This window comes from Desulfomonile tiedjei DSM 6799 (genome assembly GCF_000266945.1).
Classification (GTDB): Bacteria; Desulfobacterota; Desulfomonilia; order Desulfomonilales; family Desulfomonilaceae; genus Desulfomonile; species Desulfomonile tiedjei.
Genome location: NC_018025.1, coordinates 2,677,103 through 2,695,338, shown reverse-complemented (window position 1 = coordinate 2,695,338; position 18,236 = coordinate 2,677,103). Strand labels below are relative to the sequence as shown.

Below are 18,236 nucleotides of genomic sequence, written 5' to 3'. Positions count from 1 at the left end.
ATGAAGGCGGCGACAAGTCGGGAAGCCTACTCCATGCCGAGAGGGCGAACCTGCACTGCGGTCGGGAAAATTTCCCGGTGTCGCTTGATCCAGGCCTGCGCCGGCTTTTGCCGCGTCCGTGAAAATCCGACTCGATTCCGTTCCGGAGAGGCTTCTACAATTAAAATAAATAGCCATCTTCTCCGTCGTCCTCAGGAGAGACATCGCCGAACAGATGGTGATCGTACCTACTACAAAAAATCGTGTTCCGCAACAGCCTCCTAGTTGACGACAAATTCATATGTGAAGCGATCGTTTTCAAGATTCGTTACGCGTGTTTTCACCTTCATGCCCGCTTTGATTCGGTCTTCCGGAATAGTACGATCCATTCGACCGAATACTTTGACCCCATCGGAAAACTCTGCAACAGCGAGTACGTATGGGACGTCTTTTTCAAATCCCGCAGGAGCGTACATCGCCTTCGTATACGTGATGACAGTCCCTTCGCCGGTGATGGGGAACCATTGCATGATGCTGCTAAGGCAAACATCGCAATCGCTGCGAGGTGGAAAGAATCTGGTACCGCATCGCATGCACAAGGTGCCGCGTATTTCCTGATCCTTGAGGTACCCCACAAACTCATCAACCTTCGTTACGCCAGTAAAACTTATAATGCCGAACTGCTCGAAACCCATCTTTTCCTCCAGGAATGTCACTCGACCCCGAATATACTCACATTACCGTAGATTCCGACTCCTCCGATATTATGGACTAAACCGATCTTGGCGTTCGGAACCTGCATTTCACCCGCTTCACTTCTTAACTGCAAGACAATGGTGCGAATCTGCGAACCGCCGGTAGCCCCTATGGGGTGCCCTTTCGACAGCAAGCCACCATCCACATTGACCGGTATTTTCCCTTCCTTATAAGTTTCTTTGTTTCGGATAAGATCCTTGCCTTTGCCGGGTTCGGCGAATCCAAGGTCTTCATAAGCCATCATCTCCGCTATCGTGAAACAATCATGCACCTCGGCCACATCCACATCGCCGGGTGTTATGCCGGCCATCTGGTAAGCACGTTTTGCAGCCAATTGTGCACATCTTAGTCCGCTGAAAGTATCTCTTTCCGTCATGGTTATAGGGGCGGTGGCCATTCCAAGCCCTTTTATCCACACAGGCTTTTTGCAGAGGCTTTTTGCCTTTTCCTCAGAGGCAAGTATGATACATGAAGATCCATCCGCATTCGCGCAACAATCAAACACTTTCAAGGGAGTAGCAATGTAATTGGGCTCGAGGACCTTTTCTAAGGTCAGGGGTTTTCTGAAAACCGCTTTATCGTTTATCCTGCCGTACGTGGAAGACTTGACCCGAATCAAAGCAAGATCTTCCTCTGTTGTGCCGTACTTCTCAAAATGTCCTCTCGCGTACAGTGCATAGTAGGCCGGCATCATTGTTCCAAAAGGAGCTTCCCATTGAATATCAGCCCCTCGCCCCATTCTCTCCTGAGAATCTGCAGAGGTGATTTCTGACATTTTCTGAAAGCCCAACACCACCACTATATCGTGAAGCCCGGAGGCAATAAGTGCGTATGCTGTTCTGAGCCCGCTGGAACTTGATGAGCATACGCTTTCTACGTAGAACGTCGGTTGGGGATTGAGTCCCAGGTACTCCGCCATAAGGCCTGCGGGTGTTCTCTGCTTATCGTATTCGGGAGCGGAACAGATTACGGTTGCATCGATTTGCTCTGAGTTGATTGCCGCATCCTTCATGGCATCTCTATAGGCCTCAAAGGCCAGTTCTCGTATCGACCCCGGGTAGGATCGAACAAACTCACTTTGGCCGACGCCAATTACTGCGACCTTGGCCATGTAATCCTCCTATATGGAGACGGTGTTCGGTGCGATTCCATTATAGGTCGCACCGAACGCAACGCTCTTTATCATTTTTCGTTCTCAGGTTATCCTGGAAACGTGAAACAAGACAACTTGCCAATGCTTATTTTTGAGGCTCTCCCAGTACTTCGGAGAAGACTTCCGGTGTCATGGAAGCTGCTTCCGCGATACGTTGGCGCCATTTGATGAAATCTATAGTATCCCGACCCGAGATCTTCTTAGCATTGAAAGCATTGAAGCCCAGGTACGCTTCGTAACTCATGTTAGTCATCAGCCAATGCCGGTTGCAGAGTTTGGTTTGATCCCAGAAGAACTTCTTCTTGGCTCGGATTCCATCGATAGCCTTGATCAGACAACCGGGAAAGAGATTGGCAAAAGTCCATACTATCCTGTTTACTTCCTTGTCGACCAACTCAAAGTCTCGAGGAAGCTCCTTCATCATTTTCTTGGCTTCTTCTGCTGCAGCCCCGGTCTTGAATTCGCCGTAGACGATCTCGCCATCTTGCACATAGGAATCGGTGATTACGAGGGGATTCCGAATGAACTTATCCCCTTGTTTGAGAACAGGAATCGCCTTGGAAATGAGATTTTTTGCCTTCATTTTGTAGGCGCTCCACATTTCGCAACTCACGCAATTCCACATTGCATCTTCCATGGACAGATACCAGGGAAGAAAATCGGTAGCACCACCATCGGGACTGGAACCATGCCGGGGTCCGGCCTGGCCGTAAACGGCCAGATCACTTGAAATGGCCAAGTCGCAAGCCATTCCGATTTCCTGACCACCGGCGACCCTCAACCCGTTCACTCGGCAAATCACCGGCTTTTTGCAGTTAAGAATAGCGTCAACCATTCCATTGAACAGGTCCATGTACTCGCCATATTCATTGGGACGCATGGAATAGTATTCTGCATACTCTCTGGTGTTTCCCCCAGAACAGAAGGCTGTATCCCCGGTACCGGTGAAGACCGCGGCAACAACTGAACGATCTTGGCTTGCCGCGAAAAATCCGGCAATCACTCCTTTGACCATTTCGGTTGTGTAGGAATTGTACTGCTTCGGATTGTTCAGGCGGATCCAGGCAACATACAGTCCGTCAATCTGTTTCCCGTCCGGAGAGACTAAAGGTTTTTTTTCGTATACTGTACAAGGAGCATCGGTTCCCCAATGCTCAGACCCCAAGAGGATATGATCTCTGCAGTTGTTATCCCTTGGTAACCATTCCAACGACATACACGACCTCCTATGCTGAATACGGCTTCCCTACCCAGTCTCCCTTTCATGGCAGTTGTAACCGGGGCAGAGAAGCCGCTCAAAGAGTCAAATCATTATAGTTGTTGTCATTGTCTTACAACCATGACCGTTTCACGACACGTGAGACTAGGCTACCTTCTCCATGTTGGCAGCTTGTCTCTGATTCCATGTGTAACCATATCTTCTTTGCACTAATGCCATGGCAGCGGAAGCAATCAGTCCCGGAACAGCGAACACGAAGAAGTTCATGGCGAGTGACAGGTTCATAGCAAGCAGGAAACCTCCCATGGTGGGTCCGATCACTGCTCCGAAACGCCCTATGCCAAGTGCCCAACCGATACCGCTTGAACGCATACTCAGCGGATAATACTGAGAAACATATGCATTGGCAGCTATTTGCGTTCCCATGGTGGTGGCTCCGGATATTGCTACAAAGATGGACAGTAACACAAAGTTCACATTCAAGGCCAAGAGATTTATGGATACAAACGCCAGGAAGAAGTAGGTAACCAAAATCTTCTTGCCATCAACTTTGTCAGAGAGCCATGATCCTGAAACGGCTCCGACTACTGCTCCCATATTGCTCACAACCAGGAACCAGAGGCTCGAGCCCATGGAATAGCCGGCATTCTGCATCAGTTTTGGCAACCAAACCGCTATTGCGTAGATAATGAGAAGATTACAAACATACGCAATCCAGAACATGATAGTGCTGAAAGCACGCCCCTCTTCAAACAGGTTGACCACCGGTATCTTATGGATTTTAACAGTGGCTAAATCGTACACATCGTCTGGCTTCGGCTCAAATTCCGGCACTGAGGACTTTACTACATGCGCAAGCTTATCCATTTGATTGCGTTTCATATAGAAATCGAGGGACTCCGGAAGATAGGCCCAAAGAAAGGGTATCAAGAGCAGAGGCAGTGCACCCAACCAGAACATTATCTTCCAGCCGTAGGCAGGAATGAGGAAGATGCCTAGGCCTGCAGCAGCTATGGACCCGATCTGCATTCCGCAGAACATGATAGCCACCATCGTGCTTCGCACCTTCCTGGGCATGTATTCCGTGACGAGTGAGATACAGTTCGGCATGACACCGCCCAGCCCCAGTCCGGCAATGAATCGATAAATTCCGAATTCGGTAGCGTCTCGCGCAAAACCTACGGTTCCGGTGAAGGTGCCAAAAAGAGCAAGACAGACCAGGATGACTGCTTTTCTGCCAACTCGGTCCGCCAATGGACCGAATATCAAGGCACCCAACAGCATGCCGACCATGGCGTAACTACCTATCATGCCAGCTTGAATGGGTGTTAAGCTCCAGTCCTTCATAAGGGCCGGAACGATTGTGCCATAAACGACCAAATCATATCCGTCACTGATGATAACGAAAAGACAGAGTATAAGCACTGAGAGATGAAAGCTGTTGTACTTGCTCTCATCAATCATCTTATTTACCTGAATCGTTCGCATACCCACCTCCTAACACATCCAGGTTGGGCCGGCTGTGCAGCAATCACGTTCGAACCGGCGGCCATGTCTTATCATGGTCGCCATAGGGAACGCTCTTCCGTCACGACCATCACTATCGTCGGAAGAACCGTCCACCTATGGGCCCATGTCCTGAGGCAATTCCGCTGCTTTGTTAAGAACGTGATTGCCTACTTAAGGAATTTTCTCGCTATGAGTAGTTTCTGAATTTCCTCAGTGCCCTCCTCGAAATGAAAAGATCGGCAATCCCGGAAATGTCTTTCCAGCGGATATGCTTTCGTGTACCCCACACCTCCATGCATTCTCAAAGCCATTTCGGATACACGGGTCACCACCTGCTCGGCAAACATCTTTGCCATGGCTGCGTTGGTGACAATATCTTGTCCTTGATCGAACCTCCAGGCAGCTTCATAGGCAAGCATTCGAGCAGCTTGAATTTCGGTAGCCATCTGCGCAACGTTGTTCTGAATAGCCTGACGCTGAACCAGGAGTTTTCCGAAGGTGCTCCTCTTCTTTGCGTATGCTACAGCGAGGTCGAACATTTTTTGAGCTAAACCGATGCAACCGAAAGCAATTGACACTCGGCTCAAGTGAAGCATTCCGAATGCCACGTCCAAGCCCTTCCCTTTTTCTCCCAGAATACTGGAGGCCGGGACTCGGCAATCCTTGTAAATGACGTTGTAGTGACGAGGTCCGACGCATCCCATCATCTTTTCCATCGGCACAAACGTGATACCCTCTGTGGGGAGATCGATGAGGAACGAAGTAATCCCCTCTTCTGTAGCGGCAAAAGAATAAAGCAGTTTCGTTTGATCGGGAAACGTCGAGATGAGCCACTTGCGGCCATTTATGAGGTAGTCGTCGCCGTCACGGGTTGTCTTGGAGTTAATGTCTTTTCCAGTGCCCGCCTCCGGTTCCGTAAGGGTATTTGCCGCCCAGATCTCGCCGGTAGCCAGTTTCGGCAAATATTTTCTTCTTTGCTCCTCAGTGCCGTACTGTTGTAACGGTCTCCAGAAGAGTCCATTCATACAATGAGCGATAAGTCGTACTGTGGCATAGGCTTTGGCGATTTCTTCGAGAACCGTAAACCACTCTACAACCGACCATCCTTGTCCACCGTACTCTTTGGGTATGGTCAGCCCGAAGAAACGCCCCTTTTTCAGCTCTGCCACGAGTTCTTCCGGGATGCGCTCTTCTTCCTCGAGGGGAGCTGACAGCGGATTCAGGACATTCTCCACCCACTCTCGAGTTTCGTACTTGATTTTGAGGATATGATCAGGAAGCGTAAAATCCATTATCTGGCTCCTTTTCCCATTTCAACCAATCATGGTCAGACCGCCGTCCACGCTTAGCACCTGGCCGGTCAAGTATCTCGCGTCATCACTCACGAAGAAAGCCACGACATCGGCAACATCCTGAGGAAGTCCGAGTCTCTTCATAGGGATCATCTTCGCGACAGCCTCCATAATCTTCTTCCCTTTTTCCCCTTCATGCAGGCCGAGGAGCAAGTCAGTCTGTACGGGCCCGGGTGCGACGCAATTGACTCTGATATTAAATCTTGCTACTTCTCTCGCCAGTGCCTTGGAACTGGCCATCAAGGCAGCTTTGGTGCCGCAGTACACGAGTTCGCCACTATTGCCTACGCGGCCGGCGTCTGAACCAAGACTGACGATATTGCCTGTTTGCTTCTCTATCATGTAAGGGATACACACATGAGTAGCGTTCAAGAAGCTTCTATAGTTTACGCTGATCATTTTGTCCCAGAGGGTTTGATCCGTATCGATGAAAAACGCAGATCTGTCCATACCAGCATTGTTGATGAGAATGTCGATAGTCTGAAATCTGGCAACAAATGATTCGACGGACTGTTTTACCTGTGCGTAGTCGGTGACGTCGCATTTGATCGGCATCGCTTCCACGCCTTTTTGCCTTATCTCTTTTGCAGTCTCTTCTGCCAAATCTCTATCGAGGTCAAGAATTCCAATGTTCGCACCATCAGATGCGAGCCTCATACCGATAGCTTTTCCTATTCCTTTCGCACCACCTGTGATGATTGCGTTCTTACCGCCTAAACTCATTTTTCATCTCCTTATTAATCGAGAGAACAAAATAACTCGAGTCAACCGCCAGCTAACTCATTCCTTGTTCGGCTTTCAATTTTTCCTGCATTTCGTTTCTTTGTGCTTTTTTATCGATCTTCCCCGCGGCTGTCAGGGGCATGTGATCCACGAATTCAATTCGTGCCGGGCGCAATAGCTTAGAAGCCCCTACCGCCTCGAGATGGGTAAGTATATCTTGTGCCCCTATTTGGGCTCCTTCTACGACTGTTACGAATGCGCACACCTCTTCTCCAAGGTCCACATGCGGTATACCGATGGCAGACGCGTGGACTACCAGAGGATGGGAAGAGATGAGTTCCTCGACTTCCTGCGCAGCGATATTTTCGCCGCCTCTTATAATGACATCTTTTATTCTGCCGGTTATTTTTACATTGCCGTTGTGGTCTATTACAGCGAGGTCTCCAGTACGGAAATAGCCGTCCGGAGTGAAAGCGGTTTCGTTCGCCTGGGGATTCTTGAAATATCCTGTAAAGATTCCCGGTCCTTTTGCTGCCAATTCCCCTTCAACACCGCGCGGCGTCGGTTTCCCGTCAACGTCTAAAGTCCGAAAATCGTCGTATGGACATATAGGCCGCCCTATTGTGTTGAGGGTTACCTCCTCAGGATCGTCAGGGCGTGATTGACAGCAGGGACCTTCCACCATGCCGAATGCATTGACGTACCGGCAGCCGAGTTTCGATTCGATGCTTTTTACCAGTTCTGGAGCACTGTGTGCAGCGCCCACATACATCTTCTCGAGCGAGCTCAGATCGTATTTTTCTATATTTGGGGTATTGACCAATCGGCTGACAATGGTAGGAACTGCACAAGTAGCAGTGATTTTTTCTTCCTCAACAGCTTTGCAGAAGTCTTCCCCGTAAGTGGAATCGATCATCACTACTTTGGCACCGTGAAGAACAGGAGCGGTAACACAAACCAAGAGCGCAAGATTATGGCCCACAGTACTGACCACACCGCAAATGTCATTCACGTTTAAGTCCCATGCCAGAGATTTATATTCCACGTTACATAAATAATCGTTATGAGTCCTTGGTGCACCTTTGGGGAGTCCCGTGGTTCCTCCCGACGGCAATATCTGTAAGACGTCTCCAGGATCCGGTCGAGAAGCTTCCAATATTTTCCGGATCTCGTCCTCATCTCCTTCGGTCTTCAGGAGTTCTTCAAAAGACAGACAGTCTTCCGGTACGTTATCGCCCACGAGAATCACTTTTTTCAAATCAGGATTGGTTTGTTGGACCTGCCTCACTTCTTTGAGAAAGTCTGTCTTTCGATAGACTGCGGGCAGAATCCAGCCTTTCGGCCGTGTCAGATTGGCAAGGTGAGAGATCTCTCTTGCATTGTGGTTAACAGTGAGCAAGACCACTACGAGCCCGGCTTTTTGTGCCGCAAAGTACGCCAGATAGAATTCCGACCAGTTAGGAAGTTGCAGTAAAACCGTATCGCCTTTATTCAGTCCCTCCTTGTGGAACCTGTAAGCCAAGCGATCCACGATCCGCCGTAGTTGGCCATAAGTGTAGCGTTTCCCTGAACCGACCAGCGCTTCCTTGTTGGGATACAAATCAGAGGCTTTGTCAAACACGTCTCCCATGGTCAGCCCCAGCCACCAACGCTTCTTTTCATAAAGTTGGGCTGCTTCAGGTTTGTACGGTGTAAACCCCTCTAACGTCATGAGAATCCCCCTTTATGATGACAGGTTTTGATGTTCCCGACGGCACATCAGCTCTTCGGAATCTGAACAATTCCATCTTTCTTCTTCCACTGAATACATGTGACTTCTTCGAAAGATCCTTCGGCCTCTCTGCATTTGTTACAGTAGATGCATTTCAGGATCTCGTCTTCGCGGCCTTCTTTTGACTTCTTGGGCCAATAGGGATCGCAGAGAATCGGGCGAGCGATGGCGATCAGATCTGCTTCGCCGTTTTGAAGGACGCCCTCTGCAATCTGAGCTGTGGGAATTCTCCCGGCTGTCACGACCGTCGTATCGTATCCCGCGGCCATCAATGCCTTCTTGATATTTGCGGCCAGATACACATTGACCTTTTCAGGCATCCATTTCGGCGGCATGCTCCTGTTTCCGCTGTATCCCGTGTACGGATCGAGCGATTCGCCCTCTTTAGGAATTGCATCCTCGAACTTTCCACCAGCCGAGACGCTTATGTAATCAAGACCGAGCTCTGCCAAACGCACAGCAATAGCGCTTGATTGCTCCAGGCTGTTTCCCCCGAGCGTGAACTCGTCTCCATTGATGCGAGCTCCCAAAACGAAATTATCTCCAACGGCCTTTCGGGAAGCAGTGACAACCTCTTCGGCGAGACGAAGTCGTTTCTTTAAGGATCCCCCGTACTCGTCAGTTCTGTGATTATGTCGTGACAGGAAAGAAGACATTGTGTAGGAATGTGCGAAGTGGAGCTCTACAGCGTCAAAACCGGCTCTACAGGCTCTTTCAGCCGCTTGGGCGAAGAGAGTTGGAATTTCCTTGATCTCTTCGAGAGTGAGATCTTCAACCTTCTGCCGGTATCCGCTTCGCGAGATTTTGAGGAAATGAATTATTTGTGGAGCAATTTTGGCTTCCGATTCATCATGAACGGTTTGAGTCAGCTTCTTCAGCCCAGGTATGAACTCGTCATCATTGAGTCGCAAAAGCTGACCGCTTTTCTGCTTCTTCACCGAAACGGCTTCTGTGACTACCAAACCCGCTCCGCCCTTTGCATAGAGGACGTACCGATCTACCAATGCATCGGTGACATGACCTTCGCTTGTCGCCAGTCTCGTCACAACAGGCGGCATCATGATGCGATTGTTCAACGTGAGCTTGTCTTTGAGCGAATAGTTTTCGAAAAGTTTCATGTAATAAGCTCCTCAGGAAATTTGCCGATGAGCAGACTTCGAGATCTGCTTGGCAATGGGTGCTGCTGATTCGTGAAAACGTTTTGTTCAGATACGGGAATCGACTGCTCGCAGGGACTCTCGAGGTCAGGTTAGCATGTAACGTGCCAAAGTGGTTTCGCCAAAGAAATGTGGCGTTTTAGGCGGTGGAATCAGTGTATTTATTGAATTCTAAAGGTTAGCTTACAAAAGTGGAAGGAATCTGACGGGGCCATTCGCGCGAATATGAAACAGTGCCAAGGGGTAACCTATTGATATATCATGGGGTCCCCTAAGAGCGATTGGTCTAAAAGCGCGCGATCCGAACAAATTATGTTTCAAAATCGCGCGACATATTCGTCCGTTTCATGCTGCGATAGAGGACGCCGCGAGATATGCCCAACATGCGAGCCGCCTTTGTCTTGCTCCCATTGCATCTGCGTACGGATTCAACACACAGGGCTCTGGCCACTTCGTCCAGGACTTCATGAAGCGATCTGTCGGCATCGAGATTCACCTTATGGGACCACGGTTCCGGAATCACGTCCAAGGAGCGCGTATCTATGCGAAGGCTGCCCCCTTTCCAGAGCATGAGAGCACGCTCGACCACATTCTTTAACTCGCGGACATTTCCGGGCCAATGATAATTCGCCAGAGCGTACAGAGAAGATGAGTCAAATTCGGGCACTCTCTTCAACTGCATTTCTTTCGCCAGTGAGGATATGATTTCTCGCGCGATGATCGGTATATCCTCCACTCGTTCCCGCAATGGAGGAACGTCGAGTTTGAGGACATTCAGCCGGTAGAACAAGGGCGCAAGAAAACGACCCTCGGCAACTTCGTTCGCCAACACCCTGTGCGTTGCGGCCATAATGCGAACATTGACGTGAATAATTTGTTCTCCACCCACTCGGAGAAAGGATTTCGTGTCCAAGAAGGTGAGAAGCTTTGCCTGGAGCGGCAGAGAAAACTCGCCGATTTCGTTGAGCAGCAAAGTTCCGCCTTCAGCCAGTTGCAGGAGACCTTTTTTTGCCGTACGGGCTCCAGTGAAGGCACCTGCCTCATGACCGAACAACTCGGAATCGGCAAGTTCACCGGAAACGGCGGCGCAGTTGATGGAAAAGAAACGGCCGTCCGCACGTTTGGAATGGTCGTGAATCCATTTAGCCATGAAGTCTTTTCCGCTCCCACTCTCACCCAAGAGGAGCACTGTACCGTCCGAGGCAGCAACAGATTGCGCCTGTAGCAATGTTTCTTTCATGACCCGGGAAGGATAGCTGCGTTTCGCAGGAGACAGTTCGGGGTTTCTGATCCCTTTATTGTCTGTAATGTTCCTGACGATGCCGAACATTCCAATGATGTGTCCTGCAGGATTCCTCAACGGTGCTCGGATCCCATGAAAAGTCAGCGGGATTCCATGTATGGGGGTGGTATAGACCTCTTCGACCGTTTCACCTGCAATCACTCTGGCATCAACGGCATTGACACGTTTTCCGGCCTCTCCGGGCATCAGATCGTCAGCAGAAAGCCCCAGAATCTCCGACGCACTGCGTCCGTGCAATTTCTGCATGGCAGGATTTACAAAGGTGTACCGGAGGTTTATGTCTTTGCTGAAGACAAGATCCTGCGCTTCGTCGAAGATTGCGCCAATGAGTTGTCCTCTTCTGCGCAAGCTCTCGCACTGCTGAGTAAGGTCGTCTATTCTCTCGAGCAGAACTCTGACCGCCTCAGTCGTTTCGTGAGCATTTTCCTGAAGAGGATCTGCTGCTTCCTTCCAGGGAACCTCCGTGGAGGCAGGCATCGCAGGGAGGGGGGAAATCTCCGAAAGAAGGGCTAGTACTGCGTCTTGTTCCTCGAACTTGATCGCCCTTACGATCATGTGCGTTGTAATGAGTTTTCCATTGGTCCGAATAAAATCCGTTTCTCCCACTGGAGTCAAAGCGGATGTAGCCAGTGCGTTTCTGAGAGATTTTGCCACTAATTGCTGGCATCCCAGAGGGATGAACCCAAGAAAGTCTCGCCCGACTAAATTGGATTCACCAGTATCAGCCAGGATTTCGGCCATTCGCCGATTTAAGAACAATAATTTCCCGTGAACCACCAAGCCGATTCCCATGGGCAAGGAATCCAAAATTTGTCGGGATTGGTGCAATCTCTCCCACGACCATTCCGGTTCATCTCTCGATGATAACTCAAGAACGTTAAACTGTGCTCCGTCGTATGGAATTTGGAAATCATCAAGTTTTGTCGGTTCATTCGGCTTCTTACTCTCGTTCATCACCGGTTCCTCAGTCAAATGTCGATCTCCTGTTCAATTTCAGCAGATCTTCGAGCAGGCCGACTCGAGTCCGTACGATTTGAACTCCCGAGTTGGGTCATCGCGATAAAGGGAACCTTATAGTAACATACTCTATTGCCTGAGAGTCTCCAAGGAATGGATATAGGGCATGGTCGCCGTGGAAGTCAAGGCGACTAATTTCGCCAGGGCATGCGGATGATTCTCCAATCTCGAGAAACGCCCTCGTTTCCCACAAATCGTCAGGTATTCAGCAGACCATACTTCTTTGCATTTATGTTTTCAGCGGACTCGGTAATCGGGTATTTTATGAAAACTTCGAAGGTACCGTCGAGCAAGCTCCTGATAAAGCGCCCTACCCTCTGCCATGTTTTCCAGTTGATCGGAAGTGATCGGACTCACGATTCTGGCCGGTGCTCCCATCACGAGGTTATTGGGTGGAATCTCCACCCCGGAATTGATAAAGCTCCGGGCACCAATCAAGCAATTGGAATTTATCTTGACATCATCGGCGAGGATGGATCCCATCCCCACAAGGACGTTGGAGCAAATCTCGCATCCGTGAAGGATTGCTCCGTGGCCTATGTGAGTTTCGGGATGAAGAATGGTCCCCTTATCCGGAAACGTATGAAGCACACAATTTTCCTGGACGTTCGATCCGCGTCCCACCTGAATAAAGCCGATATCACCCCGCAAAACGGCTCCGGCACCTATGTAGCATCCTGCATCGATCCGCACATCTCCTATGAGGACTGCCTGAGGATGAACAAAAGCCTCATAGTGGACTTGAGGACGTTTGTTTTCAAATTCATACCACGGCATGCAGAAACCTCCTGTATTTGCATCAAATTTGACAGCCATTTCACCATTTTATATACATATTGCGAAATGGTATGGAACTCCTCACCGGAATTCCGCTTCACCATACACCTGTATGCTTCTTCTTACCAACCCCATGGCGTACGAAACTGAATTCTCCGAGTTGAAAGAAGATCGTCTTCACGAAAGGCGGGCCGTCTCCGGTGCAGAGCAATTGCGGTTTTCGATTGGGCAGGAAAATATTGCTTCATCTGAAAGTGAATGCATAGAAATCACGGGTACCGGGAATGAGCTTCCATCCTTCTGCAATCAGTCCGGCAAACTCTTTGCCTTTAACCACTACGGCGTTCACTCCAGCCGGGCGAAGAGTAGCAAGGGCTTTCTTCCTGTCTTCAACTGTGGCCGACATCATTTCTTTCTCGTTCGGAATTTCTGCCGAGATCTTGACCCCCGATATTCTGGCCCAGTAAATTGGCGGATACCCTATCACTGCTACTTGATCCCCTGGTTGCAGCCCCTGGTCTTGAAGGTAATCTTTTACCGCGAATAATTCGGAGTATGCTTCTTTGTACGTCGGTTTGGTTCCACCGGAGATCGACCCTCGAATACTCTGATCGATCACGGAAAGTGCCAGTAGCACGAGAATGACCGCAAGCATTCCGAATGCCCCGATAACGCCGTTCTTCATAGAAGAGTGGTTTGTATCGTATCTCAAACAGAGAACCACCCCCAGAAAGACGAGGAATATGAACGGAGCGATGTACCTCATTTCCACATGGATCACGCTGTACATCAAGATGCCGACGAGAGATGGGACCACCAAATACAGAGGAATGACGAAAGTGCCCGACTCTCTGAATCGGAAGCCTCCTGCTGTTATATTCCATGCTATCCAGATGAGCACTGCAAGGAAAAGCCAAGGTTTGTCCGAGCAGATCTGAAGAGCATGCTCGAAGACCAGTGTCAGGTGAATCTTCAAATCGAACACCGGCTTCATACCCACTTTCCAATAGCTCGGGTCGAATGTTGCAGGGCGCGTGCATTTCTCGACGAAATCAGTCTTATAGAGCAACACTTCCGGACGGTCGTCGAGAATGACGGGGCAATAACGTCCCTTTCCTTCTGCTTTCACGTATATTGCATAATTGAGCGGTCCTGTTTCTCCGTAGGATAAGGTCCCGAGTTTCATGGACAAGGGGATTATCCACAAAGCGCTCACCAAAATCATAGATACGAGTGCAAGCGTGATTCTCGGAATAGCCCTCTGGATCGAACCACAGGCTATGACGGCTGCCCCCAGGAATATGAGCGAAAACGAGAAGAAGAAGGTTTTGAAGAGATACGCTATACCCAGCAAGACACCCAGCCACAAATATGGCCGATATGATTGCGGGTTCTCTCGAATCTGCAGAATCATGGCCATAGACAATAGAGTCGTGGAGAAGGTGGCCATGTCAGGAGCAACCAATTTCGGAGTGATCCAAACGAGAGCACAAAACAGGAACATTGCATAGGCAAGGGCCATTATCATGAACCAGGGCAGGAGCATCCCCTTATCGCTCAAGGGTGCGTAGCTCTTCCTCAGAGAGCGGAGGAGAAAATCGCATGCCCACATGCCAATTAACAGCAGGACAAAATTGACTCCTTTCAACAAGGGGATCTCGGTCCAGGGATTCGTATTCAGCAGGCTTTGCGTGAGACCCAGCAAAACTGCATAGCCCGGACTTGCAGTGAGATTGACAAAATCCCGGACATTTGCCTGACGGAACGCCTCTCCCATTTCGATGTAGTTGATGGCGTCACCATTGATGAAGTGGCGAGTAGTGTAGGTAAGAGTGGCGCCGGCCAGTATTCCGACAATCCAGAAAATCTGCCGAATTCTGTCTTCCCAATACTTTTCAGAGGAACAAGAATGGAAGGCAGTGTTCACAAGTCGCTCCTCACGAGTCATTCCTGCGCGGGGCCCGCTTGGAATTGCTTCTCGAAAGAGTGACTCTTATCGATGCGGTTCTGTCGGCGATTCAGGGATTCCTCATAAAGACCGCGACTCATGACAGTGTCGAGAATGAATTTGGCCAGAATGGTGGTCATTTCCGGACTGTAGTGAACTGCATCGACATACAGAGGCATTTTCAGATTCTGTTGAATGTCCGCGGCCCAGATCACATTCTTGTTTGGAGGATGCTCTGCAAACGTCCGCGCCATAAAATCGTATCCGGGCTTCAAGGCTGGAAGTTGCCCTTCGTAATCGAATTCACCGAAGATACAGTATTTACGATCATATGCATAGACAGGCACCGGTTGCCAGACAAAAACCGGAGTCACGCGGTAACCCGCTGCTATTGCCTCCGTAAGCTTGATGTTCGAGAAGTAGCGTTTTGCCACACCTTGCATTATGCTGGATCGATCCGAAGGAGAAGCTATTTTGAACAGATCCTGGATCTTTACATCCCCGGTATCGTGTGACGACATTGCGATCTTGGTGGCCTTCATGAGTGGAAGTCCTTTGATAACTTTCGTTATTAAAGGTATTTCTCCTTCATCCATGAATGCCCTCAGGTTTCGCGTACGAGCCGGCACACCGTCGTAAAGTGTCAGGTCGTTCAGCCCATCGATAAAGATCGCCATATCCGGCACGTATCCGGCAAGGAGCAGTTTTTCGAAGAGCACGCGTTCCTGAACGGAAAAATAGCTGCCACGGCCGAGATTGTACACGTTTGCAGCGATTCCGTACTCGGATGCAAGCAGATCTTGCATGCGTGATGCCACGGTCATATCATCGGCAACGCCGTATCCGAAGGCTGTAGAGCCGCCAAAGACGAAAATGGTGAACTTGTCGGTAGTCGGGGGCCAGGGTCCCTGATTCTTTATGGGTCGGTAACCTTTGACATCTACGTTGACGTATTCTCCATTACAGGGACTCTCTCTGAATTCGGTATACGATTCGTACTCCTGTCTGAGATGTCGAGTTTCAACCATTAGTTTCGATATTTGGTCGTTCGTAAGACCCGGATACACTCGGGTCAACGAATCGTGAAACCTTCTGTACGACCACGGGGTTCCCTTTTGTGCATCCGCTTTCTTTTTTTGCGAGTGCATTTCGAGTGCAGCATCTGCAATCAGATTGATAATTACAAATAATAACAGACAATTGAAAAATATCAATGCCAAGGTGCTGTAATAATTGGGTAGAGATCTCACCAGCCTACGGAACCAGCCCGTTCCAGTCATCACGTCTGTAGAAATTCCCGGGACTTCTTTTGATTCCATGGTCCCTTCCGTTTTGAGGTTAATTACGGCTCAGCATCGCAGTTGGGAATAATGCCATAGCTCCAGCGTTGAAGATTTCCGGAAATTGGAACCACTCTTCGCTTCCCCTTCGCCTTGAGTTCTTTCCGGCGTACAGAAATCCGGTCGCTCTGAGGTCACGAATCCCGACACGTTCCGCAAACCGTTCGTCATCACTGAGCAGGGATGGCGTCGCTATTTAGCACAATTTAAGTAGCTGTCAACGAAATTCTTCCAAGGATTCCTGTATGGATCGTCAGCTCGTGCACAATTGGAATCCGACAGAGACGACCGATACAGAGAAGTTGAGGGGAAACCCTTTGTTCGGCCCGATAAAAGGTTCCCGCCTTTCACGATTTCAGTGTCCTCTTTAACAACTGGATATCAGAATACTGCATATGGGGTGAAATTTCATGATTTTTCTTGTCAATTAACCTATTTTGGTCTATTTCGTAGATGTCTGAACAACACGAGTTGAACCAACTCTTGGATGCGTATGCAGCGGGACGCACAGGACGAAGTCCTCAGTGGATGGCGTCTTCCAAGTAGCAATTCCGAAAAGTTCATGTGGCTTGGGGGTGGAGCACTGGTGTGCACATTTTTCAGCTCTCGTTTCGGGTCCGCCCGAGCTTTTTTTGTATTGCCAGCAGTACAAGCCTTGTATGTTTGTTTGTTCCAAGTATATTTTATATGAAAATCATGATGAGCCTTCCTCTGGTCCATTCTCTACCATGAGGTTCGTTTGCTAGGAGTTGATGATATGGGTCGTCAAAAAGAAAGAATTCTGATCGTTGACGATGAAGAAGACATTTGCGATCTTATTTTTCGGCTACTTGAAAAGGAAGGATTCTCGCCGATAGTTGCACATAACGGATTTACCGCGCTCGAGATGATACGGCTCGGCATGCCGGATCTGATGATCACCGATGTGAGGATGCCGGGCATGTCCGGTATGGAACTGCTGAAGCAAGCGCGTTCCCTGGACACGAATCTGCCGGTGATCATGATAACCGCATGGGGAGGGATTGACGGAGCAGTCGAAGCAGTCAAGCTGGGCGCATTCGATTATGTTGAAAAGCCTTTTAATTTCCAGGACTTTCTTTCAAAAATCAGGAAAGCCTTGGAGGACAGAAGACCCAGTCTCGCCAAACGGACCTTTTGTGATGAAAACCAGAATGCTGCGATTTTGAGATTGCAGGAAATGATGGGGCCGAGTGATGCGGTGACCAAAATCGTCGGGGAAATAGCCCTGGTAGCCCCATCCAATTTCTCGGTCATCATCCAAGGAGAAACCGGTACCGGTAAAGAATTGGTAGCCCGCGCTATTCACGATGCAAGTCAAAGGGCTCAAGCCCAGATGGTCCCGGTCGATTGCGGTGCCATTCCTGAGACTCTCTTCGAGAGCGAATTATTTGGCTATGAAAAAGGAGCTTTTACGGGAGCGAATGCTGCAAAGCCGGGAAAATTCGAATTGGCGGCAGGAGGCACGCTTTTCCTGGATGAAATCAGAAATATGCCCCTCGGATCTCAAATCAAGCTGCTTCGAGCCATACAGGAAAAGAGCTTTTTTCGGGTTGGAGGCAAGAAGCCGGTAACAGTAGATGTACGAATTTTGATAGCAACGAATGAAGATCTGAACATAGGGGTACGGAATGGTTCATTCTGTCGCGATCTGTTCTATAGATTGAGTGAGTTCACTATTACTATCCCTCCGCTTCGCGGGCGCAAAGAAGACATTTTGCATATCGCAAATCGTATACTTGAAGCCACTAATATTGAATTAGGCAAGCAAGTCAAAGGGTTTTCTCCATCAGCATCTGATACGGTCGTGAACCACGCCTGGCCCGGGAACGTTCGGGAATTGAGATCTGCGGTCCGTCGAGCGGTTCTGCAAGCCAGGGATTTCATCGATCCGGACCACCTCGGTCTTGAAGACACTCTCACGGATGGGTGCGAAAACAACTCCGATTCTATGGAATCCATCCTGGAGACAGGGCTCTCGTTCAAGGAGCTCGTGCGCCGCAGCACTACTGAAATAGAAAGGCGCATTCTGGAGGAAGCCCTACGAAAAACGGGCGGAAACAAAGCCAAAGCAGCGCGTCTCCTGCAAATAGATTACACAACGATTCATGCCAAGATAAAACAATACCGCATCAACACAGAAGATAACTGAGCGGTCTGCTACCCCTTCCCTGCTGATTCGAACGACGCATTGCCGCGTATTTTCCCTTCGGT

13 protein-coding genes are annotated in these 18,236 nt (G+C 49.4%); 1 reads left to right on the top strand and 12 read right to left on the bottom strand.

Annotated features, from left to right (window positions below; genetic code table 11):
* Window positions 1–260 precede the first annotated feature (260 nt).
* The 12 genes from DESTI_RS11270 to DESTI_RS11215 all read right to left on the bottom strand — a co-directional run bounded on the left by DESTI_RS11270 (window position 261) and on the right by DESTI_RS11215 (window position 15,983).
* The gene (locus DESTI_RS11270) at window positions 261–674 is read right to left on the bottom strand and encodes a Zn-ribbon domain-containing OB-fold protein (RefSeq protein WP_014810085.1); all 414 of its coding nucleotides are present in this window, start codon (window positions 672–674) and stop codon (window positions 261–263) included.
* Window positions 675–691: 17 nt separating this feature from the next.
* A complete protein-coding gene (locus DESTI_RS11265) occupies window positions 692–1,846 on the bottom strand; it encodes a thiolase domain-containing protein (protein ID WP_014810084.1) in 1,155 nt (384 codons plus the stop codon).
* Window positions 1,847–1,973: 127 nt separating this feature from the next.
* Window positions 1,974–3,104, bottom strand: coding sequence for a 6-oxocyclohex-1-ene-1-carbonyl-CoA hydratase (gene oah / locus DESTI_RS11260; protein ID WP_014810083.1), 1,131 nt, complete (start codon window positions 3,102–3,104; stop codon window positions 1,974–1,976).
* Between the two features lie 147 nt (window positions 3,105–3,251).
* Window positions 3,252–4,595 carry an MFS transporter gene (locus DESTI_RS11255; RefSeq protein WP_014810082.1) on the bottom strand — a complete coding sequence of 448 codons (1,344 nt, stop codon included), beginning with the start codon at window positions 4,593–4,595 and terminating at the stop codon, window positions 3,252–3,254.
* Window positions 4,596–4,783: 188 nt separating this feature from the next.
* Complete coding sequence (locus DESTI_RS11250; RefSeq protein WP_014810081.1) at window positions 4,784–5,908, bottom strand: acyl-CoA dehydrogenase family protein; 1,125 nt, start codon at window positions 5,906–5,908, stop codon at window positions 4,784–4,786.
* A 21-nt stretch (window positions 5,909–5,929) separates the two neighbouring features.
* Window positions 5,930–6,691, bottom strand: coding sequence for an SDR family NAD(P)-dependent oxidoreductase (locus DESTI_RS11245; protein WP_014810080.1), 762 nt, complete (start codon window positions 6,689–6,691; stop codon window positions 5,930–5,932).
* Between the two features lie 52 nt (window positions 6,692–6,743).
* Window positions 6,744–8,402, bottom strand: coding sequence for a (2,3-dihydroxybenzoyl)adenylate synthase (locus DESTI_RS11240; RefSeq protein WP_014810079.1), 1,659 nt, complete (start codon window positions 8,400–8,402; stop codon window positions 6,744–6,746).
* 47 nt (window positions 8,403–8,449) lie between these two features.
* On the bottom strand, window positions 8,450–9,580 hold the full coding sequence (locus DESTI_RS28760) for an oxidoreductase (RefSeq protein ID WP_014810078.1): 1,131 nt from the start codon (window positions 9,578–9,580) through the stop codon (window positions 8,450–8,452).
* A 349-nt stretch (window positions 9,581–9,929) separates the two neighbouring features.
* Window positions 9,930–11,894, bottom strand: a complete 1,965-nt coding sequence (locus tag DESTI_RS28755) for a sigma-54-dependent Fis family transcriptional regulator (protein WP_052316032.1) — start codon at window positions 11,892–11,894, stop codon at window positions 9,930–9,932.
* Between the two features lie 282 nt (window positions 11,895–12,176).
* Window positions 12,177–12,716 (bottom strand): gamma carbonic anhydrase family protein, encoded by a 540-nt coding sequence (locus tag DESTI_RS11225; protein WP_014810076.1) that lies wholly within the window; start codon window positions 12,714–12,716, stop codon window positions 12,177–12,179.
* A gap of 244 nt (window positions 12,717–12,960) precedes the next feature.
* On the bottom strand, window positions 12,961–14,643 hold the full coding sequence (locus DESTI_RS11220) for a hypothetical protein (protein WP_041286144.1): 1,683 nt from the start codon (window positions 14,641–14,643) through the stop codon (window positions 12,961–12,963).
* A gap of 17 nt (window positions 14,644–14,660) precedes the next feature.
* Window positions 14,661–15,983: an SGNH/GDSL hydrolase family protein gene (locus DESTI_RS11215; RefSeq protein ID WP_014810074.1), complete on the bottom strand. Its 1,323-nt coding sequence runs from the start codon at window positions 15,981–15,983 to the stop codon at window positions 14,661–14,663.
* A gap of 778 nt (window positions 15,984–16,761) precedes the next feature.
* Between DESTI_RS11215 and DESTI_RS11210 the strand changes: the two genes are divergently transcribed.
* Window positions 16,762–18,174, top strand: coding sequence for a sigma-54-dependent transcriptional regulator (locus tag DESTI_RS11210; RefSeq protein ID WP_014810073.1), 1,413 nt, complete (start codon window positions 16,762–16,764; stop codon window positions 18,172–18,174).
* The last annotated feature ends 62 nt before the right edge of the window (window positions 18,175–18,236 follow it).

Coding starts and splice junctions, on each gene's coding strand:
- DESTI_RS11270 (WP_014810085.1), bottom strand. CDS start 674: ATGGGTTTCGAGCAGTTCGGCATTATAAGTTTTACTGGCGTAACGAAG.
- DESTI_RS11265 (WP_014810084.1), bottom strand. CDS start 1,846: ATGGCCAAGGTCGCAGTAATTGGCGTCGGCCAAAGTGAGTTTGTTCGA.
- oah (WP_014810083.1), bottom strand. CDS start 3,104: ATGTCGTTGGAATGGTTACCAAGGGATAACAACTGCAGAGATCATATC.
- DESTI_RS11255 (WP_014810082.1), bottom strand. CDS start 4,595: ATGCGAACGATTCAGGTAAATAAGATGATTGATGAGAGCAAGTACAAC.
- DESTI_RS11250 (WP_014810081.1), bottom strand. CDS start 5,908: ATGGATTTTACGCTTCCTGATCATATCCTCAAAATCAAGTACGAAACT.
- DESTI_RS11245 (WP_014810080.1), bottom strand. CDS start 6,691: ATGAGTTTAGGCGGTAAGAACGCAATCATCACAGGTGGTGCGAAAGGA.
- DESTI_RS11240 (WP_014810079.1), bottom strand. CDS start 8,402: ATGACGTTAGAGGGGTTTACACCGTACAAACCTGAAGCAGCCCAACTT.
- DESTI_RS28760 (WP_014810078.1), bottom strand. CDS start 9,580: ATGAAACTTTTCGAAAACTATTCGCTCAAAGACAAGCTCACGTTGAAC.
- DESTI_RS11225 (WP_014810076.1), bottom strand. CDS start 12,716: ATGCCGTGGTATGAATTTGAAAACAAACGTCCTCAAGTCCACTATGAG.
- DESTI_RS11215 (WP_014810074.1), bottom strand. CDS start 15,983: ATGGAATCAAAAGAAGTCCCGGGAATTTCTACAGACGTGATGACTGGA.
- DESTI_RS11210 (WP_014810073.1), top strand. CDS start 16,762: ATGGGTCGTCAAAAAGAAAGAATTCTGATCGTTGACGATGAAGAAGAC.